Genomic DNA, 20,940 nt, shown 5'->3' with positions numbered 1-20,940 from the left:
CTTCGCTGGTGAGAGCCGAACGTTCCCGGAACAGTTTGCCCTTGTGGGGCCAACTGTTCCGGATTACCGGATGTTGTTTTTGCGCGGCGTCGGGGGGAGCAGCGCGGCGTCGGGCATTGTTCAGAATAATATGGTTGGGGCACATGGCCATATCGTATCCAGCCGAGCCAGTGAGCAAGGAGGGAGCGGTACACCATCCCCACACGGCCGCGCAAGCAGCTATTGCATGGGTATGGGCATGAGGTATCATCTATCTAAGGGGATAATCTATGAAATTTACAAGTGACATCCGATTCGCGCCAGACGATGAATATGTATGCTGGTGTTCCTGCATCAGCAAAGGAGAAGTGTTGCGCGCCATTCAACAGGGAGCCAAGACGATTGACGATATTCGCGCTGTCACAGGGGCATGTACTCAAGAGCGATGTGCTGAAAAAAATCCACGCGGCAGATGATGTTCACAGGAAATCCGTATCCTTCTCGGCGAGAAGAGCAGCACTTCCTGACCAGAGCAGAGTAACTTTGAGAATTGACATTCTCGCATTGCCCGCAGGCTGTGGCCGCGGGCGTCAACTCATGCTACCGCCGGAGCATTTTCACATTGAAAATTTGTAAATGCTCTGACACAAGACAATTTTTGCTCAGTAAACATAATTTCTGAATGCAGAACGCCGCGATTATATAAATTTTTATATAGCCTCGGCGCTCTCTATCCTCTTTATTGTGTGAAAGTATCAATAAAAAACCGTTTTCTTTGCCGTGCTCCCTTCTCTTCCTCGCTTTCCGGCGCTGTTTGCTTTTTTCGGCTGTAACAAGTTCAAATTAAAGTACTTGTTCTTGATAGGACACGGCGGCAAGAGTGCCGTCGTGAGTACCCGGAAAAGGACGCTCTGAAAAGCCAGCGCCAACGCTCAACAATCCATGGCAGTCGCAATGACGATTGTGAAAGATGACGGAAATGGAAGCTGAACACCATACCGTAGATGGCGGGGCTGAAACAGGATCCGTAATCATGCCGTCCGTAACCGTGTCCGCGCCCGCCTGGAGATTTTTTGCATGCAAAAAAAAACGCTCCATGTTCACGGTCGAAACCGGGCATGAAGCGGCTGTGGCCGGGCCAGAAAAGCACTTTGCGGCGTTTTCCGACCCGGCCCCTTAACGCAGCGGCATTATCGCGGCTTATGTATGATATCGATGTGTTCGGCTTTATTCTCGCTGTTCGGGTAAATACGGTAGGTGTATTCGCCGTCGGTCACTTTTACGTTTTCCACTTCCCGGGTGAAACGGGTCTTGCCCGTGTCATCCCGCACCGTGAGGTTCCTGGTTTTCCCGTCCGCCGTCATGTTCCAAAGTCCGTGCATCTTCGGTTTGCCGTCCAGAGTGACCATCTTGAAGGCGTGGTCGGGAAAATATTCCGCTTTACCGAAGAATGCCGCCACCTTTTCATCCTCGGCGGGTACGCTGGCACCCTTCTGATCCACGGCGTCCGTTGTAATCCACACCTTTCCGACCATTATTTGTTCATAAGGATTCAGAGCGACAGGTGCACTTGGGGCTTTTTCGGCCGCATAGGCGTTTGCGGCGAGTATAAAAAATGCCAGCAACAGGCAAAATATATGCTTCATTGTAAGTCTCTTGTTCAGATGGTCTGTATAAAACAGAGGGTTACAGGTTTATCCGGATATAAAGTCTAATACATAGCGTTTTTGATTACAAGTCACGCCATAGTTGTCGATCCCGCTCCCTGCTCCAGAGTGGAGGAGAACGTTTACGCATGGACCCGGACGAGGCCAAACGCTTTCCGACCAACCTGATCATAAACCCGGCTCGAAATTGAGACGCCCGCGGCAGGGAAGGCGTCCGCCGCGCCCTGTATGTCCGCGCCAAGGAAGGCCGGTGGAACAACAGGCCGGCGAAAGCCGGACACAATCAAGCCATCCTCGCGCGTCAGGCGGAAAGGGTTCCATATACACACAAAAAAGAGGCTCAAAGGAATGCCCTTCGAGCCTCTAAAAGGTGTAATTGTCGCATGCCGCCAATTACAATCTTCGGAAAATGGCGTCACCAACGGGATTTGAACCCGTCTTAGCGGCTTGAGAGGCCGCGCCCCCATGCGCGTATTTTTTAGATATCAGGTAGTTAGCTTTTTATCGTATGCACGCCTATGCTCATGTTTTGTATCTGTTTTGCACATGATTTAACACATAGTAAATTATCCCCTCTCCCCCCTTTCCCTCTGCCCGTCCAGGCAATCTCTCCCCATTTTTCTTTAGATCAAAATTGAACGGATGCTAAATTCCCTACGTCTCCATCTATGCCCCCGCCTCTGCCGAAACTATTCCAGCTCCAGCGACGGGGCCGCATTTACCGCCTTGCGGCGCTGTCTGGCGCTGGTATGGCGGTAAAATCTCACGATCATTTTTTCGTTGGCGTGGCCCATGACCTCAGCCACGCACTTCAGGTCCGCCGCATTGTCCAGCGCCCGACTCGCAAAAGCGTGGCGCAGGTCATAGGGCCGGATGCGTCGCTCAATACCCGCCCGGCGCAGTGTATTGCGCCAGGCCCGGCTGATGCTGCGCACGGGCCGCCCTCTGTAGTGGATGACCCAGGGACAGCCCAGGGCCGCGTCTTCCGCTTCCCAGCGCCGCAGCAGGCGCAGAACATCCTGCCGCAAGGGCACCTCACGGGCCTCGGCCCGTGCGCCCTTGGCCGCATTAGGCATACGTAGCACGGCTCCGCGCGTATCAATATCCGTCCAGCGTAGACGAAAAAGCTCTGACGGACCTATGCGCGCGCCGGTGGCCATGCCCAGGGCGATCACCCGCCGCACATGCGGCGCGGCGGTCGCATAGAGCATCCGAGCTTCACGGGCCGTGGGCGGGTCCGGTGTCTGCGGCGCGGGGCTGGCCAGTTGCAGGCCCGCCAGTGGATTGGTGGGCAGCAAGCCCCAGCGGGCCGCCCAGTGATAGGCGGCCCGGACGATGCCCATGCGGCGGCAGGCTGTGCTTTTGCTCACGCCGCGCTGCTGCTGCAACGTGAGAAACGCCCCCACGTCCTCCAAAGTCAGACAGTGGGCCTTGCGCTGGCCGTAGATGTCCGCAAACAGCCGCAGATGGTATGCGCTGGCGGCTCTGGTGGACGGATTGCCCAGGCTGTCCAGATAACGATCAAGCACTTCGGCTATTGTGAGACTTGCCGGGCGACCCTGGGCTCTCCGCCGTCGCACGGCCTTGATGATGGCCCGCTCCCGCTCATAGAGCGATGCCTGGGCATCCTCAAAGGCGCGGGCCTCGGCCTCGGCCGCAAAAGCCCGCTGGCGAGGCCTGCCGCTCCACGGCTCGCGGTATTTGACCACCCAGGGTTTGCGTTTGTACTTCAGGCACACAACAGGCATAACAACCTCCTTTTGTGTGCCTTATCGGTCGATTCTCTATGTAATTGTCAAAGAGCGGCCCGGCCGGGCCTGGTTACGGACTACACCGCATAGCTGACCTCAACGTCGGCCAGGGCGGCGGTGGAATCGGCTGCGGCCACGGCGGCCAGCAGTTCGTCGCGCCGGGCCGTGTGCAGAGCCAGCAGCGTATCCGGTCCGTCCGGGTCGATACTGGCCAGCGAGGCGGCGGCCACGGCGACCTCGGCGGAGGACGGCGCGGACGTGGGCATGGTCAGGCTGGCCACAATGGCCGCGTCGCAAGCCGCCGTGATCTCGCGCTCCTTTTCGGCCTTGAGGACGGACAGCGGTTTTTTCGGGCGTTCCGTCACGGCCCCCTCGGGCAGCGGGCCGAGTTCCTCAGTGTAACGCGGAGGACTTTGCCAGTCGTCGCCTTCTGCGGGCTGCCAATAGGGCGTGCCGCCGATTTTGGTGCCTTTGGAATCCATGTGCTGGCGGTGATCCTCCACTACCTCCCAAGCGCTGCCCGTCCAGCGGGCCGCGTGTCCGGTCGGGATATCGGTAGGCGGGGCCACGGGTGTGGCGTTGGCGCAAACGGTAAGCTCTTTGCCGCCCACAACCTGGGCAGGGCGAGAGTTGATAAACGCGCCGGTGCGCAGGTCGAATGTGTGGATAGTGCTCATGAGCATCTCCTTTTATGGTTGAGGGTTATTGTTTTGCACTTCGCCTTTCCGAAATTGGGCGCTCGGGGCCGATGGGATGGCGGGGAGTCACAACAAACCAGGGCTGCCCAACATTACGGGACAAGCGACGGCTGTCGGCAACGAGGACGGATTTATCTCCCCTGGAGGTAGTGTCGCCGCTGGCCTTGTAAACGGTGCTATCATCAAGGGGTCGCAGTGCACACATGGCAGCGCAATGTCATCCTCCAACTATGGCAAAGGCTATGCACTCGGTATCGACGCATCCAAAAGTAACGATGTCTATGGAGCATCATCCACGGTCATGCCGCCCAGCGTTGATATCCCGGTGATCCTCTACTTGGGCAGAGCGGCCCAGATATAGGATGATAGGCTGCCAGATGTGTGGAGGGGTAAATTCCGTTCCTGTATGCTCGCTGCCCCACGCAAGAGAAGCGGCCATTGTATACAAAACGTAACTGTGGTTGTTGCCAGCACCAATATTGCGGACATCGTTTGAGGAGGTAAAGGCTCCAGATGGCGTCGGAGAAAAACCACCAAAAGTACCAGAAACCTCTCGCCCCGTATCAGTCTGCCAAGCTCCGGCCTCCCGCCCCTGTCCCAGCGTCCAAGCTCGGAAACGCGCACGGCTCTTTGAAAACTCCATAGGGTTAAACGGTTTCTTCGCTGGCCTCCGGCCTTTCCGAAATTGGGCGCTCGGGGCCGATGGGATGGCGGGAGGCTACAACGCGCCGGGGTTGCCAAACATTACTGGCAAAATCGGTACGCGTAGTTCTGGCATGACGCATGTTGGCGCGTTTTTTCTTAGCCTGAACACCGAGGGCATGAAGTGTGGCACTTTTGTAAACGGCGTTACCGACAAAGATATCTATATTCCTACGCTGGATGCCTCCCACTCCAACTCCATCTACGGCGCATCATCCACCGTCATGCCGCCTAGTGTTAATGTCCCCATGATCCTCTACTTGGGCCGCCCGAGGTAAAGGATAATGGGCTGCCAAATGTGGGGAGGTACGTTCTGCGGGCCGGTGGACACAACATTAGAGGCTGAGAAACCGATATCAGATATCGACGCGGTGACGCCCCCGACCCCCACCGCCACGACGCGGTCGTTGATCAATGAAAAAGGGCCAACTGCCTCACCATCAATCAATCTCATGATATTGATTGATCCATAGATGTTCCGAATCTCATCCCGGCCCCAGCTCCCGGCCACCCGCTCCGCCCCGAGCACCCAATTTCGGAAAGGCCGGAGGCCAGCGGAGAAACCGTTTAACCCTATGGAGTTTTCAAAGAGCCGTGCGCGTTTCCGAAATTGGGCGCTCGGGGCCGATGGGATGGCCGGAGGCTACAACGCGCCGGGGCTGCCGGAGATCAAAGGCGAAGCTGCCTTTGGGCAAGCTCAGACAGAAATTGGTGCGCTGGGGTCCGCTTCGGGGGCATTGAGTATAGGAGGCCAGTTCAATGTCCGCTATTGGTCTCCGTTTCCAAACGGTGCGATGCACAGCAAGCTATTCTTTACTGCCTCACAGGCTAATCCACTTTACGGCGCATCCACCACGATCATGCCGCCCAGCGTTGATATCCCCGTGATCCTTTACCTCGGGCGGCCTAAATAGAGGATAATGGGCTGCCAGATGTGCTGGGGGACGTTCTGCGGGCCGGTGGAGACAGAACGCGATACATCCATATCGCAAATCGCGCCTTGCCCAGGATTGTACCCCGTATCTGGGCCATAACTAACGGTGGTGGCTGTGAAAGGCGCGGTACTAAGAGAGGTTGGGGCATTTGGATTAAGATCAATGAGCCCAACCTTGCCGACGATGTTGCGAATCTCGTCCCGGCCCCATGCGCCCGCGCCTTCGCTTTGTCCCAGCGCCCAAGCTCGGAAAGGCGCACGGCTCTTTGAAAACTCCATAGGGTTAAACGGTTTCTCCGCTGGCCTCCGGCCTTTCCGAGCTTGGGTGCTGGGACAAAGCGCGGATGCGGGCGCGTGGGGCCGGGATGAGATTAGGAATATCACCGGGGCAATCGGGAAGGAAATACGTGATGACACAACCAATCTCGGAGTTTTTTCTAAATCCAAAGCCAGTAGCATAACGGGGATGACTCTGGTCACATCTGGGAGTGGTACCGCCGCAGTCCTATCTCACTCCGTCTCAACATTTGCCACATCCAACATGGTCCCCACCGGCCCGTGAACGTGCCCCAGCACATCTGGCAGCCCGTAGTCATTTACCTCGGACGGCCTAAGTAGGTGATAATCGGCTGAGAAACATTCATGGGCCGTGTTTCTGCGGCGGTGCGGACCACGCGGGATGGATCGAATAAAAAACCCATGTGGTGCTGATTACCCCTCCAGGTCCGGCATTTCCGACTTCATGGGATACAGATGAAAAAACGCCAGATAGCTCTACCTCATCACCACCATACCAAAGTCTTGAGGCCTTAACGCTACCGGTCATTTGCTGCAAAGCATCAAGCTGTGAACTCCCGGCCTCCCGCTCCGCCCCCAGCACCCAATTTCGGAAAAACTGGCCGCCATGCAAGGGGAGGTATAATCCCGTGGGGTTAGCGGCATCCGGACGGAACTTGCCAAGGTTGGCCGCCTGGGTAGCGGCGTCGGCATCCCAAGGCATCAGCATGCCCGCAAAACCGCCCGCGTCGTACACAGCCTTGAACTCCGGCCAGTCGTCGAAGAGGATCAGCGAGCCGTCCGGATATGCGTGATTTGCGGGGAGCGTGGTGGAGCGCCAGAACTTCGGGCAGCCGATGGACAGTTTGCGAAGAAGCTCCTGTTCCTCGATAATACTCCGTACTTCCTCAAGGGCCTCCGCAGCCAGGCTTTTCCAGAAATTTTCACTGCCGGAAACGCCCGGCTCTTTGACCCCGGCATCGGTGCCAAGGCCGTTTACCGCCAGCCACTTATATGCGGCGCCGTTGTGCAATACGAGGATGGGCGTCCGGTAACACTGCCTATTGCTCCATGTGAGGTCCTGATCCAGATAGCCATCGGGGTCCACGCTCAGCCCCGCGCGCGGCATGACTCCGCCCAGAGACGAGGGAGTGGATGGAACGGAGGTGCCCGTCAGGCCGGGTTCGCCCCGCAGATCCACGGGATCTCCCCAGGTGCCGTCCGGATTTTTGAGTTTGAGGCTGGTGCCGGTCCACATGTAGTCCACGGAAGGCCCCTGCAGGTTGACCCAGCCTGTCCACGTTCCGTCCGTGTTTTTGACGCGCAGGCGTGGGCCGTCCCACTCGACAGCCGGAGACGGCCCCGCCGGGCCGGAGCTGTACGGCAGTTCGCTCCACGGCGTGCCCACATCACCCTCGGTCTTGATGCCGAACTTGATGAGCACCAGCCCGTCCGGGGTGTATTCCACCCCCATTTCCCGGTACTTGAGCCTGTCGTCCGACGCGGCCCACTGCGCCGTGGTGCCGCCGAACGCCTTGTAACCATTCGCCACGGGGACGCTTGCCTGACTCATATCACTCTCCTCCTTCCGGGGCGGAAGGCTCCCCGGCGTCGATGTATTGTATGACTGCGCGTCCCGGTTCCCCCGCATCCAGGTAGCCGATGAGAGCGCTCCCAGCCGGTCCGGCCTCGCCTGTGCCTCCGGTGTTCCCCCTGGGCAGCCCCAGCGTGATCCGGCCCGTGGCCGGATCGTAACCGGCGCTGGCCTCGGCACCCGGCGCGAGGGTGGTGGCCGTGACGGTGACGCTTTTCACCTGATCCAGCAGGGCGGCGGCTTCGTCCACTTTGGCCTGCATACGTTCGGCCAGGACCGTGAAACGCGCGCCGGCCTGCTCCACCACCTGTTCCGCGATGCGGCTGTGGCGCTCGTCAATGGTGGCGACCAGTTTACGCAGGGTCGGCACGGACACGCCGCCCAGGATCACATCCTCGACTTCCGTGCCGTTCAGCCATTTGTCTATGGTATCGCGGTACACGACGAGGGCGTGCGCCGCCTCAAGCAGCTTGGCGATATCACCGCAGCCCGTACTCATACTCCAGCCTCCTGTGCAGACAGCCGTAAATCCAGAAATCGGGAACTCGCAACGCCGGAAGCGCGCCCACAAAAGCCTTCACGGTATCCACCGCCTCTATCAAGTCCTCAGGCGCGACGCAGACCAGCAATTCAGCCAGCTCGTCGCCCATGGCCAGCTCGCGCTTTTCGAGGTCGAGCTGAAGCGTGTAGGTGGTATAGAGCGCGTTGACGCCCGCGACCTTGGGCCGGGACGCGAAGCGCACCGTATGCCATTCAATGCAGCCGCCGGTCTGGATGGGCATCTCAAGCCACTGCGCGCCCTGGTGCAGGGCCCCGCGCTCAAAGGCTTCCAGCCAGGCCGCCTGAAATTGCGTCAGAATCAGCGCGCAGTTCAGCGTGGTTTCATCCGTATCGAAATTGACGCGGAGCACGCTGCCCACTTCCATGTCCGTGCGGGTGCGCCTGTCCGCGGGCTCGTAGCCGTAGCCGGACTGCTGGGCCAGAGGCATCCAGTCAGGCCATTTGAACAGATCACTGGCCATCGCCGCCTCCGGATATTTCCACCGCCAGCACCGGGCTCCAGTTCAGGCTCAGCGGATTGCGGGCGAGGTCGAAAAAGGCGTCCTTTACGGCAACGCGAAAGTAGTATGTTCCGGCCGCGAGACCGTCCCAGACATAGGGCAACGCCGCCGTCTGCCGCAATTCTGCCGCCTGGGCCGCTGTGAAGTCCGTCGCATCGCCGCGCACGATGACGTAGCCGGTTTTGTCCGGGGCCTCGTCCGGCGTCACCGATTGCAGCGTCACTCCGGATGTCCCGATAACAACTTCCGCATCCACCGGCGCGACCGGGGCCGGGTCGGAAAGCGCGACCGTCGCTTCCGGCGAAGACCCTGCCGCGCCCACGGCGCTGACCATGCATTCAAGCTCCCGGAAGGGGCCGCCCTCCTGTATTTCCGGTGTCACCTCAAACGGGCCGGACGCCACGCGGCTGGTATATAGAGTTTGGCCGCCGCTTTTGAGAGCCACGGCATAGCCTTCGGCGTGTTCCACCGGCTCCCAGGAGATTGTGGCGCTCGCGCCCGCATACTCGCCATCAAGGACAGGTGCCGGGGCGTCCGGCGTCGGGATGCTTGTATCCCCCTCCCACATGGCCCAGCCGCTTTGCAGGGTGTCGGAGGCCGCACGCACGCGGGCGTAAATGACGCCGGGCGCAACCGTGACGGTCATCTGCGTGACGTTGGAGCGGCCGAGGTTGACCCAGCTCTCTCCCGTGGCGGAGGTTTCCACCTCGTACCAGGACGCTCCCGGAACCGACATCCAGACCAGTGTTACCGTTTCAGGGGCCTTGATGACGCCCCGAAGATTTTCGGGAGCATCAAGGGTTTCAATCACGGGAATCTGGCCGCGCCCCTGCCAGGGTGGCGTTTCCATATCGCCATACTGGTAGATGCGATCATCGTAATTGAGCAGCTTGAGGGAGTAGTGCAAAAAATCCTGCGTGGTGACGGAATCCACCACCATGAGCCGCTGGTAGACCCGCGACGTGTACAGCGTCCAGGTGGTGGGCAGGCGGTCCATGCCGGAGGTAAGCCATTCAAAGGGGTTGCCCTGGCCCTGGAGCAGCAGAGTCGCATAATCGGCGCTGTCCAGGATGGCCGTGGAGTCTTCCAGCGCCGCCAGTTTGCACGGCCCCCAGATGGAGCCGTCCTGCCTGGTCAGGGCGATATATCCATCGCCTTCATCCGTATCCGCGCCGGTCCGGCCCATGTCCCGTTTAAGGCTGATTTCCAGCCCGCCTTCATCCCAGGCCGCCACGGCTCCGGCCGCCGTATTCCTGAAGCGCGGGTGGGCCACTGTGCAGACGTCGCCCCGGTTGATAACGCGGCCCAAGGCCTCCACCTGGCACTCCACAATCACGCGCTGCCAGCGGTTATGCGCGGCATAGGCCACGGCCACCTTGTGGGCGTGCTCGCGGCTGGTGATGCCCAGGATGTTCAGGCCGGACGGCTCACGGCTCTCGGATTCCGGCAAGGTGGCGGTCACGTCCCGCTGCTGGTAGCCGTAATCCGCGTCCAGATACTCCACGGTTACATCGTCCGGCGTCTCGTCGCTCCATGTCGCGTAGGTCACGGAAAAAGAATTGCGGACGATGTTGCGTGGCGTGAGCGCGAAAACCGGCGGCCTGTCGGCGGCGTCCATGACAAAGGAGAGCACCGGGCCGACGAAACGGGGGATGACGCACTGGCTCTGGCACATCTCCACAAGGAGCGGCCAGACCAGATAGGCCCCGTCGATATAGGAATCGTACTGCCAGCCCCTGGCCTGGAGCTTTTCGTCGATGGCCCAGAGGGCGTCCAGGTCGATATTGGCGTCGGAAACCCGCCCGCCCCACTCGCATTTGCAGACATGAGCCACAGCGGCGGCCCAGGAGCGGGTGGGCGTTTCGTCGCTCCACGTTTTTGTGGCCCGGTCATAGAGCGGCAGCTTGCGCGTGGCGATGACGGAAAACCGCGTGCTGGCGTTTTGCGTCAGGGCGTTGGAGGCCTTAATGGAGAAGGCAATGCAGGAAATGGGATAGGCGTATGTGCCGGGCAGTATGGCCCGCATGGCTCCCCAGACAAGGGTATCCAGGGTCCGGCCGTCGCCCGTGGTGTTGGAGGTACGGACCACGCGGGCCTGATAGCGGCCCTCGGCCACATCGTAAGTCTTTGTCAGGCGCTGGGGCGTGAGCGTGGCGGCGGTCATGGACGGCGTATCGAGCACGGCCCACTCGGACCCCGGGTTGCCGAAATCATCCACGGCCCGGTATTCGATTTTCCAGGAGACCGAGTAGTTTTCGAGGTCGCCCTGATCATTGTAATGGCCCAGGCCCGTTTGCAGGACAAAATCAAACAGCAGCTTGTTGGTTTTTGTGCCCGGCGAATTTGTCGTGTACGGCCCGATGACCCCGTCGTATTCCGCATCGTTGGGCGCAAACAGCTCCTGGCCGTTCACTTCGTCCGAGGCGATCACGTTGTCCGGAAAAATGGTCACGGCCTGGCCCGGCTCCACAAACTGGATATCCTGGATCTCGTAGGGGGAACCTTCCACCAGCTCGCCGTCACGCCAGAAAACGCTTTCCCCGAATTGCAGGCTTTCCGCCTCGTAGCGGCCGCGTCCGATGCCGTAAACAAAATAGCCGATCTGGTCATTGCCCACATACTGCGTCCAGGTGTTGGCCACAAAGTCGGGCACGATCTTCATGCGCCCGAAACCTTCGGGCTCCGGCTGATACAGGCGCGCCTGATTGCCCGAGGCGTTGATGGAATAGGTGGGGCTGGCGGCGGCCGCGGCATTGGCGCTGAGTTGTCCCTGCGGCAAGCTCTGGGGGAAGAGCTGCCCCATGAGCATGGTGCCGAGAATCATGACGCCCGCGCCGGCCAGACTCGCGACAAAAGAATTCAATCCAAGCCCCGCGATGCCGAATGCTCCAGGCCCCAAAAAAACAGATGTGGCCACGGCCAGAGCGATGATGGCGATCTGCAAGACCATTTGCAACGGATTGGAGCCGCCCCCGCCTCCGCCGCCCAGGGCGAGCTGACGGAACTGGACGAGCGCGCCGTCGCCTAATGGATACTCCCAGTCTCCCAGCTCGCGCACGGCGGGCTTGCTGCCCACAATGGCGATGACCGGGGCCGGGAACTTGCCCCCGCTGTCCGGACAGATGGTGCGGGCCGCCTGCTCCAGGGTCATGCCGTCAGCCATCTCAAAGGATTCTTTGACGGTTCCGTCGGGCAGCACATGAGCGACGCTAATCATGCGCCCACCCCCTGGACCTCAATACCTCGTCCATATTCCGGTGCCGGAACCAGCGTACAGACGGGAAACCCGCCACGCGCAGTTCCATGAGACTGTCCAGGGCCACGCCGCAGGCCGCTTCCGGGCAATGGAGCACGCGCAGGCCCTCGCCGGTTTCCACGGCCAGGCCGCAATGGGCCAGGTATGTGCGGCGGCCCAGAAAGGCCACGTCCAGGGCGCGCGGGGCGGCTCCGGCGGGCAATGCCTCCAGACCAAACAGCTCGGGCCGCATGGCCCGTACGCATTGCAGGCGGCTGCCCGCGTCGGTCACCGGAATGGCCGGGCTGTCAATGCCGCACAGGTCACGATGCACGGCGCGCACCAGCTCCCCGCAGTTGTAGGACGCGGGCGGGTTCGGATCGGCGGCCCAGGGCTTGCCCAGATAGGTGAGCCACCAGTTGGCGGGCAGATGGATATGCATATTCATTTGCCCAGCGCCGGATATTTGCCCGGCGTGTAGTTGTAGCCGAAGGTGCGGTTCAGCCAGTCAAAGAGACTGCCCGAGGCCGTGGCGTCGCCCGTGGTCGCGTCAATGGCCGGGCTTTTGACGTTGATGCCCGGCCAGACTTCCGCCGGGCCTTCCAGTTCTTCGCCCTTGACGTAGATGCGCAGAATGGCCGTGATCTTGCCGCCGGAAAGCGCCGCCTCCTCCAGATCAGCGTCCAGCTCAAAGCCCACGCCCTGGACCTGAAACTGGAATTGCCCCACATTGTCTTCCGTCTTGTCCGGAAACTTCACCTCAAAGGGCAGGCCGACAAATTCCACCACCTGGCCGGGATCGTAAGGCGCATCGTCTTCCAGCTTGCAGAGAAATTTCTCCGGCGTGGCGCAGGCCGCGCTCCAGCGCGCCACCCTGGCGGGCCGGACAAAGGATTTGTGATTGAATTCCAGAGTGTACAGCAGGATGGTTTCCTGTACCGCGCTGGCGTAGGACTCCAGCACGGCCCGCTGCAGCAGCTCCTGGGTGCTCAGGCCGTGGTCGGGCAGCTCACTGCGGTAGCCGTTAGCAGGCTCCGCCTGCTTATGGATAGCGACAGCATCGATGCTCATGCCCGCCCCCTCCCCCTGGTCAGGACGCTCGCGCGGCTCAGGCCGTAGGCTTTTTCCTGATACTGCATCAGGGATGACCGCCCGGACTTGGCCCGTGCCACCAACCCCTGCTCAACCTGGGTCAACAGGATATCCAGGGTAAAGCCGCCCTGGCCGTCGGGCCGGGCCTGCGTTTCGGCCTCCACCTGGCCGCCGGTCCGGTTGATGACGTTGATGGAAATGTTGGGCGCGGTTGTGCCGGACAGACCGGCCCGCAACTGCGCGGACACCGCGCTCATGTCCACGCGCACGCCGTAGTTGCCGTCGTTCATGCGCGCCGCGGGCATGAAGACTTCCGGCCCGGCTTCCCCGGCCACGGACAGGCCGCCCGAGGCATAGGCCCGACTCATGCCGTCGCTGAAAAAGGTCGGGGAGGTCAGCAGGCCGCCGGAGCGCGGCAGCCCTGACGGCGCGGCCACGCCGCCGGTGGCGAAGCCTGGAATGAAGCCCGTCATGCCCAAGGCCATGCCGCTATAACCTGTGTAACTCGATCCCCCTCCGAACCCGGAAAAAAGGCTGCCCAGCCCCTGTGCAATTGGGCCGGTAATCGACTGCCGGATCGCCAACCGGGCCAGATCGGCCAGCATGGAGTTCACCATATCGGCAAATGACAACTTTCCCGTCTGGGTGAACTGCACCAACGTATCCTCCAGCGAGGAAAAACTGTTGGTGAAAAAGGTCTCGAAATTCTTACCGGCGTTGGCGGCCTCGCTGTAGTAGCTCATCATGCTCCGCGCCGCGCCGTCCCAGCCGGAATTGGACGCCTGCAACCGCTTGAGCGCTTCCCACTGCGCCACAAGATCAGGCGCTATCCCATTGTTCCTGTACTGTTCGGCCTGCAAGGCGATCAATTCGTTCTGGGCCTGCAAGGAGTAGGTCAGGTCGCCGGAAAGTTCCGCCAATTCTTTATAGAACTGCACAGTGGTCTGAATGTCCTTGGTGCGATTGGAGCGTTCGAGGGCATCCTTCATCCGGGCCAACTTGGGCGCGGCCTCTTCGGCGCTTACACCCGCTTCCAGGAGCTTCTTTTTCCACTGCTCCAAGGTTCCGGTCATTTCCAATTCGCGCATGGTCCTGGCGTCACCGGTCAGACTGGCAATCTCCCGGTCGAAATCGCGCAAGGCTTCGGTCATTTTCCGGGCCTGTGAATCGTCAAACGCGGCCTTGTATTCAGCCTGGAGCGCACTGACGGCCGTGGCACTCATGCCCGCCTGCTTGCCTTCCTTGGCAATGTCTCGCAGGGCCTGCGCCAGCTTGGCGGCGCTGGTGGGCTGCACCTCGTTCAGCCGCTCGATTTCCTCCCGAACCCGCTGGATCGCCTCTTTGGCGCTGGCCGCGCTGCCCGCGTGCTTCGTGGCCTCCTGCAAGGAGTACATTTTCTTGTAGTTGGCGTAGATGGCGTTCAGTTCCGCCTTGTTGGACTGGAGCGTGCGGCTGTCCGTGGCGGAAAGATCGCCGGTTTTGCCGGAAAAATACGCCGCAAGCTGCTTCTCGTTCAACTTGCCTTTCATGGCCGTGGCAAAGGTTTTCTGCGCGCCGGTCAATCCGGCCGTGTACGCCGTGAAATTAGAATCCTGGAGCACATCAGCGAGACCGGCCAGCTTGCCCATAGCACCGGCCGCCGCATCTCCGGCCGCATTGATGCCCGAAGCCGCCGCATTGCCCGCGTCGCCAGTCTCATTCAGCCGCTGGTTCAGGGTGGCGACGCTCTCCTCTTCCTTGACCGCCTTGCGAGTCGCGTTCGCCAGCTCGTCAATGCGCGTGGACGCCTCGACAATGGCCTCTGTCCGGCCAAATTGTGCTTGCAATTCCAGGAGTTGCTTTTGGGCCTGATATGCGTCAGTCAGTCCCTTGCTGTAGCTGTCCAGCACCTTCGCCGCTTCCCAGGTGCCGGGATTCGCGCCGAAAAACTTTTCGGAGGCCGACGAGAGAATCCTGTACGAGCCGGACCATTCCCCATAGCCCAGATCCATTCCCTTCAATTCTTCCTTAAGCCTGTCGATATCCTGCTTGGTCCGCTCCAATTCGGCCTTTGCCTGATTCAACTTCGACGTGAGCGTGGATTGCGCCGCTCGCGTCAACTTCCCGCTCATTTCATCCGCAGCTGTGCCGATATCATCCAGAGACTGCCGATACTTCTCGTGCAATGCGGTCCGTTCGGCCATGGCCGAGGTCAATCCGGCCACGCCCATAACCGCCACGGTAAAAGCCGCGCCCCACGGTCCCCCGAACACGCCCAGCAACGAGCTTCCGGCCGATTTCAGCCCTTTCATGGCTGTGCCAGCCGTGACGGACGTTCTGCCCAACGTCTTGAGCGACGCTTCATAGGCCACGGTCTTGGCCGTAAGGTCCGTCTGAAGATCGCGCAAACCCTGTTCGTATGCCATGCGCGCCATGGTGCTCCGGTTGAGGATGGCCTGATTGACAGCGCGGCTGGCCGAGGACTTGTATTCCGCCATTTCATCCTGGACCCGGACCATGGCGAGTTTGGCTTCCGCCGCCTGCTGCTCCCTGGTCGCAGCCACGTTCTCATACTGCGCGGCGATGTATGCCCGCAGCCCGGTCACACGCTGCCCGTCATCGCCCACGGCAAACGTTGTGTTCGAGGCTTTCCGGGCCACGGCAAGAGCCGCCATCCCCGCGCCGACAGTGGTCAGCACCGGCACAAAGGTCGTGAAGTTGGCGTTGATCTCGCTCAGAACCGAATTGAAGGAAGTCAGAGCTTGGGTGGCCGTCCCGCCGAAGGTTGTGCCGATGTTGGTCGCCAGGTTGCTCATGTTGTTGGACATCTCGTCAATCTGGCCATTGATGCTGGCCGTGTACTTCCCGAATGCGGACGAGGTGGCACCGGCCCGGCGCTCAATGCCCGCCAGGGATTCCTCAAAGCTCTTCGAGGACGAGATGAGATTTTCCGCCGCGACCTTGGCTTCGCGGTCGGTGAATAGGGCTCCGATGGTCTTACCGGTTTTCCTGGCCTCCGTATCCAGCTTCTTCAGTGCGTCCAGCAGCCGGTTGGAGGAGAAAAACTCGGTCGAGTTGGTCCCCATTCCAGCCAGTGTCTTTTGCATCGTCTCCGAGGGATTGGCGATGTTCATGAACAGGCTGCGCGCCTGCGTGGCGGCGACCGGCGTGCTTCCTGCGGTCTGCGTGATCACCGAGAACGCGGCCCCCATGTCGGCGGCCGCAATTTTGGCGATGCGCGCCGTGGATGCCAGATCGCCCACCACCGGCACCAGTTCCTGGACCGACGTTTTGCCGTAGCGCTCCACGGAAAAAAGAAAATCCGAAGCGTCGGCGGCGTCCTTGAGTTGGCCGGTAAAGCCTGTCATCAGAGAGGTAAGCGCCCGGATGGTGTCGGCCTGCGTGACTTGGGCCGCCTTGGCGGCCATGGACGACGCGGTGAGCATGTCCATGGAGGCCGTGGCGTCCGTCACCCCGGCAGAAAGGATCTGGTAATAACCCTGGGCAAGCTGGGCATATGAGCCGAGCGAGGAACTGACGCTCTTGAGTTGCGTCTGCATTTCCGCCAAAGGCCGGTCACTGACCTTGCCAAGGTTGTTGATACTGGTCTGGAAATCCGCCGCGCTTTTCAGAGCGCCGCCGAAGGACAGACCAAGGCCCACCGTCGCCAGAGCGCTTTTCAGCCGTCCGAGGGATTGTTCCAGCCCTCCGGATGCCGTGGAGAGCCGTTTGACCGAATGCTCGGCCCCATCGGCGGATGACGCGAACGCATCCAGACGGGTAATGCCGGTTGCGACATCACTCGTCCTGATTTGCACGTCGAGCTTGGCAAGATCCACCGAAACGGCCACAACGGTTCTCCATTTTTTGAGAAAACCGTAGCACGCGCACCGCCGTCGCCCGCCCTATCCGGCAAAACAGCGGGGAGTGGCGGGGAAATGAGGGCTTGACAGCGCCAAAAGACAAATTCAAATCACAGACCACAGATAGGCATTGACATAATATCAAAAAATAATATCATAAATACATGAAACGCAAACATGCCGCCATACTTGCGCAAATCTTCGCCCGCCCTGTGCCCGGAAGCGTTCGCTGGACAGATATTGAGAGTCTTTTTACCGAGTTAGGCGCGGAGATTGCAGAACGTGAAGGTTCTCGCGTGAGTGTGTTTTTGTTCGGCGAAGTGCGGGTATTTCATCGCCCGCACCCCACCCCGGACACGGATAAAGGGGCGGTAAACAGCATCAGAAAATGGCTGGAACAGCACGGAGTGAAGCCATGAAAAATATTATGGATTTTGACGGCGGCTACAAAGCTGTCATTGCATACGACCCGGAAATCGAAATGTTTCGGGGTGAATTTATAGGCCTGAACGGTGGCGCTGACTTCTACGCCAAAGACCTTGAAGGACTGCGGCGTGAAGGGGCAGAGTCGTTGCGAGCGTTTTTGGAAGAGTGCGAACGCCACGGCATCAGCCCACACAAGAGCCACAAAGGGAATTTTGCGTTGCGGCTGGACCCGGAAATATACCAGCAAGCCAGCATCGCGGCGGCAGCGGAAGGTAAGTCATTGAATACCTTCATTACAGATGTCGTGCGTCAAGCGGTGGCAGGGTAATCTACGTCGATAAAAAAAGCAGTCATACGCAACTAAAAGTTGAAATGCTCTAATGAAAAAGGCCAGGGCGTTTGCTCCGGCCTTTTCCAAATCGTTATGTTTTTCCCCCGCCGCCTGCCCTCTTTTTCGGCTGCGCGGCCAGGAACGCCGCATCCATCGCCAGCAGCGTATCCACATGCCACGGTTCCAGTCGGTTGCCCGTCACGCGCTGCCAGGCGTCCATTTCCCCGAACGACAGCGGAGCCGGGCCAAAGCCGGCGGATGGATTGGCCGTGCGGAGCTGCCAGAACCAGGCCCACAAATGTTCCAAAGCCGGAGGGATGTCCGGCGGCTCCGGGATATCCTCGGGCCAGCTCCCGGTCTGCTCCTGGATGCTGGCCCCGAACTCGGCCAGGGTCGAACCGTCCGGCTGCGGCGCGTACAACGCGGTCTGCGCCCGCACGGCTTCGACCAATTCGCGGGCTATGCCGTAAAAAAATTCTTGCGCTCACTCTGAAAAAAGATCACCTGGTCCAGAATCCACGGGAAGGTCTGATAGACCCCCCGCACCTCGTCCGGCGCGCTGCCCACGGGCTTGCCGTCGATGTCGGCGCCCTCAATTTTGACCGTCGCTGCTACATAGCGCTCCAGCACGGAGGCTTCCGCCTCCTCGGGCGTGATTTCGCGCCGCAGCTTGCGCCGCCGCGCCTCCCGCTCCTGGAGCCTGTTCACACGCCGCTTGTACTCCGCGCTGTCCGGAGACAGCAGCGTCACCTTCATGGGCGTGTCTTGGCCGGTTTTGGGGTTGATGATGGTCAGGGCCGACTCATCCAAAGTGCTCGCCTGCATGGCGGATAGATCAAAAGCCTGGCTCATGTCATGCCTCTCTGGCGGATTACGCCGCCGTGGTGAAACTCAGGGTGGTGGTGTCAACAATGCCCGTGAAGGCGTTGCCTGCGGCGTCCGTGAGCGCGCCGTCACCGATGTTCACGTAATAGGTGGTGGACGCCTGGAGCGGCGCGTCCAAGGAAATCGTGACCTGGCTGCCGTAAACCGACACTTGGCCGTCCGTCACCGGTATGATTACGCTGTTGCCGCTGCCGTCCGTGATGGTGATATTCCCGGAACCCTTGACCACAGGCTCGGAAAAGTTGAGCACAATATTGCCGTCAACCGGCACGTCCACCGCGCCGTTGCTTGGGCTGGTGGTGGCCAGAGTGGGCGGGACGGCGTCCACCACCGCGCCGGGAATCCGCGTAATGACGATATTGCTTCCGGTCACGCTATCCATCAGAGCCTGGAACGGCAGAGAAAGTTGGATCGCGCTCTCGTCGTTGACCGGATTGCTTCCGGCCGTGTATTTGAGGCGGGGAACTTCCACGCTGTAACTGTTCTCAACGCCGTTGCCCAGCATGAATTTCAAACTGGACTCTTCCTCATTCAAAAAACGCTTGAGCAGATCCTGATTAGCGAAGTAAGCGGAAACTGTACCGGAGATATTGATGCGCCCGGCCTGAATTCCGGCCGTGGCCCGATCTCCGATGACATAGAGTGGGTTCAAACTGTTGTTGATCTGGAGTTCGATGGAGGTAACGGTGGCGATTTTCGTTCCCCCTTCGAACAGGGCGCCGGAAAAACCGTCAAAAGGGGCGTAAGAGCCGGGAGAGATCGGACTCAGGGAGAGCGGCGCGTCGGCAAATCCCCCGTCTTTGCCCACAAAATTGATGCTCCCCGTGACCATGGCGTTGGTTGCCACCGTAAGGGAAAGCGTGTTCACCTCACAGCCGGTGAATGTCTCATACTGCCCGATGTCCCGGAACAGACGCTGGATCGTGAACGAGCGCATGGTGACGCCCGCCTTGAGCACGTCCCCGGCCCAAGCTCCGCGTACAGCGGCGGCCAGGAACTCATCGAAGGCGCCGTAGGAAAATTCAAATCCCACGTCACCGCCCGCCTGCTTGTTTCCCAGGCGGTGATCGGAAATTTGCGCGTCATCGCGCAGCTCGGCGGATTGCAGGCTGTCCTTTTTCGCCTCAAGGCCACAGGTCGTATGGCGGAAGCGATACACATCAACGCCTGTCGGCGTTACTCCGAACTCCGTTTCAGGAATAAACGTGAGTCCGTGGAAGCCGCCGGATGCGAAAGCAAGCTGGCTCATGGTCAACCTCTCTGAAATGTTGCGTAGGCCGTGAACCGGATGTCCACGGGCAAAATATACTCGGCGGCCCGGGCGTACCCGGAAGGCGCGGTCCTGACCCCGGACACGATGATCGTCACCCCGTCTCCCTCAATGCGCCTCCGTCCGAAGTGCATGTTCAGGGCGTCTTTGATCCGGTCGGCTTCGCCGGGGCCTTTCCCGGCCTCCGTCACGACATCCACCTGCATGAATCCGTCGATTTTGGATGCCGCATTTTCCCCCAACGCGGCCGCTCCCTCGTCGGAAACAATGATGGAGGTTTCCAGGTAAGGGTGGTGCCCATTGGGGTGAAACGTCCTGTTCTCTCCCGCGACAGGGAGCGCCCTGGGCGTGGAAAACGCCCGCAGTTCGGATTCCAGCGCGGCGCGCAGCGCTTCCCGGCTCACAGGCCGCCTCCGGTTCCGTTGCGCTCAATCCAGTTCAAAAGGCGTTGCCACGATACTCGATACACTCCGGCCGGAGCCTGACTGCTCCATAATTTGCCATCTTTGCGCCGCCTGAATTCCAGGGCAAAGGCATATTCCACATTGTTGCAGATGTAGATGGTCTGCCCCAGCCGAAAACGCGCAATGACCTCGGCTCCTCTGGAAATCGTCGCGCTGCCGTCTTTGTCGAACGCAAGGATTTCCTCGCCGGTCAGTCCCTGGAGCATGACCTGATGGTTGGCTCTGTAGCGGCCGGTATCCACCGGGGAGGCCGTGACCACCATGGTCAGAAATTCCAGAGCCAGCTTGCGCACGAACTGCGAGGCCTGGCGCTTGGTTTTGAGGTTGAATTGCCGTACCTGGCCCCCGAAACCGTCCGTCACGCCCTCGCCACGACTTCAAACAGAATATCCACGTTGCCGGGATTGGTCGGCGTCACCCGCTCGATTTTATATGCCGCGTCCCCGACGATGAAGGCGTCGCCCACCTGCGGCGCGGTGCCCAGATCCAGCGCGGGAATGAGCACGCCAATATCTGTGGAGACGATCAGTGTGCCGTCCGCCGCCTTGGCCCCTGCCTGCACGGCCCTTTCGACAATCTTGTGGTCATTGAGCGCGTCGCACGGCCATTCACCGCCGCTTCCCGTCACATCCGCATTAAAGTCGTACTCTCCGCCCCGACGCAGCAGGGCTTTGTACCCATTCTCCCGGATCATCCGCAGGGCCATATCCTGAAATCCGCTGTAATCGGCCAC

The 20,940-nt window shown here is 60.3% G+C and carries 19 protein-coding genes; 3 read left to right on the top strand and 16 right to left on the bottom strand.

Translation table 11 applies throughout. The features are described 5' to 3' along the window. Positions 1-269: 269 nt before the first annotated feature. Entirely contained in the window at positions 270-455 is a 186-nt protein-coding gene (locus AXF13_RS17435; RefSeq protein ID WP_083521960.1) for a (2Fe-2S)-binding protein, read from the top strand. Positions 456-1,169: 714 nt separating this feature from the next. On the opposite strand, the gene AXF13_RS04900 is transcribed toward AXF13_RS17435, so the two are convergent. The 10 genes from AXF13_RS04900 to AXF13_RS04845 form a co-directional block, all read right to left on the bottom strand. Then, positions 1,170-1,625, bottom strand: coding sequence for a DUF4822 domain-containing protein (locus AXF13_RS04900; protein WP_062251876.1), 456 nt, complete (start codon positions 1,623-1,625; stop codon positions 1,170-1,172). A 710-nt stretch (positions 1,626-2,335) separates the two neighbouring features. Continuing rightward, positions 2,336-3,394, bottom strand: a complete 1,059-nt coding sequence (locus tag AXF13_RS04895) for a tyrosine-type recombinase/integrase (protein ID WP_062251875.1) — start codon at positions 3,392-3,394, stop codon at positions 2,336-2,338. Between the two features lie 80 nt (positions 3,395-3,474). Beyond that, complete coding sequence (locus AXF13_RS04890; protein ID WP_223299975.1) at positions 3,475-4,074, bottom strand: phage tail protein; 600 nt, start codon at positions 4,072-4,074, stop codon at positions 3,475-3,477. Positions 4,075-6,371: 2,297 nt separating this feature from the next. Continuing rightward, positions 6,372-7,580 (bottom strand): hypothetical protein, encoded by a 1,209-nt coding sequence (locus tag AXF13_RS17025; RefSeq protein WP_062251871.1) that lies wholly within the window; start codon positions 7,578-7,580, stop codon positions 6,372-6,374. 1 nt (position 7,581) lies between these two features. Continuing rightward, a complete protein-coding gene (locus AXF13_RS04870; protein WP_062251870.1) occupies positions 7,582-8,100 on the bottom strand; it encodes a hypothetical protein in 519 nt (172 codons plus the stop codon). Beyond that, on the bottom strand, positions 8,081-8,623 hold the full coding sequence (locus tag AXF13_RS04865) for a hypothetical protein (protein ID WP_062251869.1): 543 nt from the start codon (positions 8,621-8,623) through the stop codon (positions 8,081-8,083). The genes AXF13_RS04870 and AXF13_RS04865 overlap by 20 nt, the downstream gene beginning before the upstream one ends. Beyond that, on the bottom strand, positions 8,613-11,879 hold the full coding sequence (locus AXF13_RS04860; protein ID WP_062251868.1) for a host specificity factor TipJ family phage tail protein: 3,267 nt from the start codon (positions 11,877-11,879) through the stop codon (positions 8,613-8,615). Before AXF13_RS04860 ends, AXF13_RS04865 begins: the two co-directional genes overlap by 11 nt. After that, positions 11,872-12,345, bottom strand: a complete 474-nt coding sequence (locus AXF13_RS04855) for a hypothetical protein (RefSeq protein ID WP_062251867.1) — start codon at positions 12,343-12,345, stop codon at positions 11,872-11,874. The genes AXF13_RS04860 and AXF13_RS04855 overlap by 8 nt, the downstream gene beginning before the upstream one ends. Next, a complete protein-coding gene (locus AXF13_RS04850; RefSeq protein WP_062251866.1) occupies positions 12,342-12,968 on the bottom strand; it encodes a DUF1833 family protein in 627 nt (208 codons plus the stop codon). The genes AXF13_RS04855 and AXF13_RS04850 overlap by 4 nt, the downstream gene beginning before the upstream one ends. Continuing rightward, entirely contained in the window at positions 12,965-16,819 is a 3,855-nt protein-coding gene (locus AXF13_RS04845; RefSeq protein WP_062251865.1) for a phage tail tape measure protein, read from the bottom strand. Before AXF13_RS04845 ends, AXF13_RS04850 begins: the two co-directional genes overlap by 4 nt. 176 nt (positions 16,820-16,995) lie before the next feature. Here AXF13_RS04845 and AXF13_RS15800 point away from each other — a divergent pair, with 176 nt between their 5' ends. Both AXF13_RS15800 and AXF13_RS04840 read left to right on the top strand, forming a co-directional pair. Beyond that, positions 16,996-17,250, top strand: a complete 255-nt coding sequence (locus tag AXF13_RS15800) for a type II toxin-antitoxin system HicA family toxin (protein ID WP_083521959.1) — start codon at positions 16,996-16,998, stop codon at positions 17,248-17,250. Beyond that, positions 17,247-17,585 carry a type II toxin-antitoxin system HicB family antitoxin gene (locus tag AXF13_RS04840; protein ID WP_062251864.1) on the top strand — a complete coding sequence of 113 codons (339 nt, stop codon included), beginning with the start codon at positions 17,247-17,249 and terminating at the stop codon, positions 17,583-17,585. The genes AXF13_RS15800 and AXF13_RS04840 overlap by 4 nt, the downstream gene beginning before the upstream one ends. Before the next feature lie 94 nt (positions 17,586-17,679). On the opposite strand, the gene AXF13_RS04835 is transcribed toward AXF13_RS04840, so the two are convergent. The 6 genes from AXF13_RS04835 to AXF13_RS04810 are packed head-to-tail and all read right to left on the bottom strand — an operon-like array spanning position 17,680 to position 20,940. Further along, complete coding sequence (locus tag AXF13_RS04835; protein WP_150116075.1) at positions 17,680-18,027, bottom strand: phage tail assembly chaperone; 348 nt, start codon at positions 18,025-18,027, stop codon at positions 17,680-17,682. Between the two features lie 20 nt (positions 18,028-18,047). Beyond that, positions 18,048-18,440, bottom strand: coding sequence for a hypothetical protein (locus AXF13_RS04830; RefSeq protein ID WP_062251862.1), 393 nt, complete (start codon positions 18,438-18,440; stop codon positions 18,048-18,050). Positions 18,441-18,459: 19 nt separating this feature from the next. Beyond that, positions 18,460-19,722, bottom strand: a complete 1,263-nt coding sequence (locus tag AXF13_RS04825) for a phage tail tube protein (RefSeq protein ID WP_083521958.1) — start codon at positions 19,720-19,722, stop codon at positions 18,460-18,462. Between the two features lie 2 nt (positions 19,723-19,724). Then, positions 19,725-20,147, bottom strand: coding sequence for a phage tail terminator-like protein (locus tag AXF13_RS04820; RefSeq protein ID WP_062251860.1), 423 nt, complete (start codon positions 20,145-20,147; stop codon positions 19,725-19,727). Next, positions 20,144-20,569, bottom strand: coding sequence for a hypothetical protein (locus AXF13_RS04815; RefSeq protein WP_062251859.1), 426 nt, complete (start codon positions 20,567-20,569; stop codon positions 20,144-20,146). The genes AXF13_RS04820 and AXF13_RS04815 overlap by 4 nt, the downstream gene beginning before the upstream one ends. Beyond that, positions 20,566-20,940 carry a hypothetical protein gene (locus AXF13_RS04810; protein ID WP_062251858.1) on the bottom strand — a complete coding sequence of 125 codons (375 nt, stop codon included), beginning with the start codon at positions 20,938-20,940 and terminating at the stop codon, positions 20,566-20,568. The genes AXF13_RS04815 and AXF13_RS04810 overlap by 4 nt, the downstream gene beginning before the upstream one ends.

The organism is Desulfovibrio fairfieldensis (assembly GCF_001553605.1).
Lineage (GTDB): Bacteria > Desulfobacterota > Desulfovibrionia > Desulfovibrionales > Desulfovibrionaceae > Desulfovibrio > Desulfovibrio fairfieldensis.
This window is presented reverse-complemented; position numbering and strand designations above follow the sequence as displayed.

Coding starts and splice junctions, on each gene's coding strand:
- AXF13_RS17435 (WP_083521960.1), top strand. CDS start 270: ATGAAATTTACAAGTGACATCCGATTCGCGCCAGACGATGAATATGTA.
- AXF13_RS04900 (WP_062251876.1), bottom strand. CDS start 1,625: ATGAAGCATATATTTTGCCTGTTGCTGGCATTTTTTATACTCGCCGCA.
- AXF13_RS04895 (WP_062251875.1), bottom strand. CDS start 3,394: ATGCCTGTTGTGTGCCTGAAGTACAAACGCAAACCCTGGGTGGTCAAA.
- AXF13_RS04890 (WP_223299975.1), bottom strand. CDS start 4,074: ATGAGCACTATCCACACATTCGACCTGCGCACCGGCGCGTTTATCAAC.
- AXF13_RS17025 (WP_062251871.1), bottom strand. CDS start 7,580: ATGAGTCAGGCAAGCGTCCCCGTGGCGAATGGTTACAAGGCGTTCGGC.
- AXF13_RS04870 (WP_062251870.1), bottom strand. CDS start 8,100: ATGAGTACGGGCTGCGGTGATATCGCCAAGCTGCTTGAGGCGGCGCAC.
- AXF13_RS04865 (WP_062251869.1), bottom strand. CDS start 8,623: ATGGCCAGTGATCTGTTCAAATGGCCTGACTGGATGCCTCTGGCCCAG.
- AXF13_RS04860 (WP_062251868.1), bottom strand. CDS start 11,879: ATGATTAGCGTCGCTCATGTGCTGCCCGACGGAACCGTCAAAGAATCC.
- AXF13_RS04855 (WP_062251867.1), bottom strand. CDS start 12,345: ATGAATATGCATATCCATCTGCCCGCCAACTGGTGGCTCACCTATCTG.
- AXF13_RS04850 (WP_062251866.1), bottom strand. CDS start 12,968: ATGAGCATCGATGCTGTCGCTATCCATAAGCAGGCGGAGCCTGCTAAC.
- AXF13_RS15800 (WP_083521959.1), top strand. CDS start 16,996: ATGAAACGCAAACATGCCGCCATACTTGCGCAAATCTTCGCCCGCCCT.
- AXF13_RS04840 (WP_062251864.1), top strand. CDS start 17,247: ATGAAAAATATTATGGATTTTGACGGCGGCTACAAAGCTGTCATTGCA.
- AXF13_RS04830 (WP_062251862.1), bottom strand. CDS start 18,440: ATGAGCCAGGCTTTTGATCTATCCGCCATGCAGGCGAGCACTTTGGAT.
- AXF13_RS04825 (WP_083521958.1), bottom strand. CDS start 19,722: ATGAGCCAGCTTGCTTTCGCATCCGGCGGCTTCCACGGACTCACGTTT.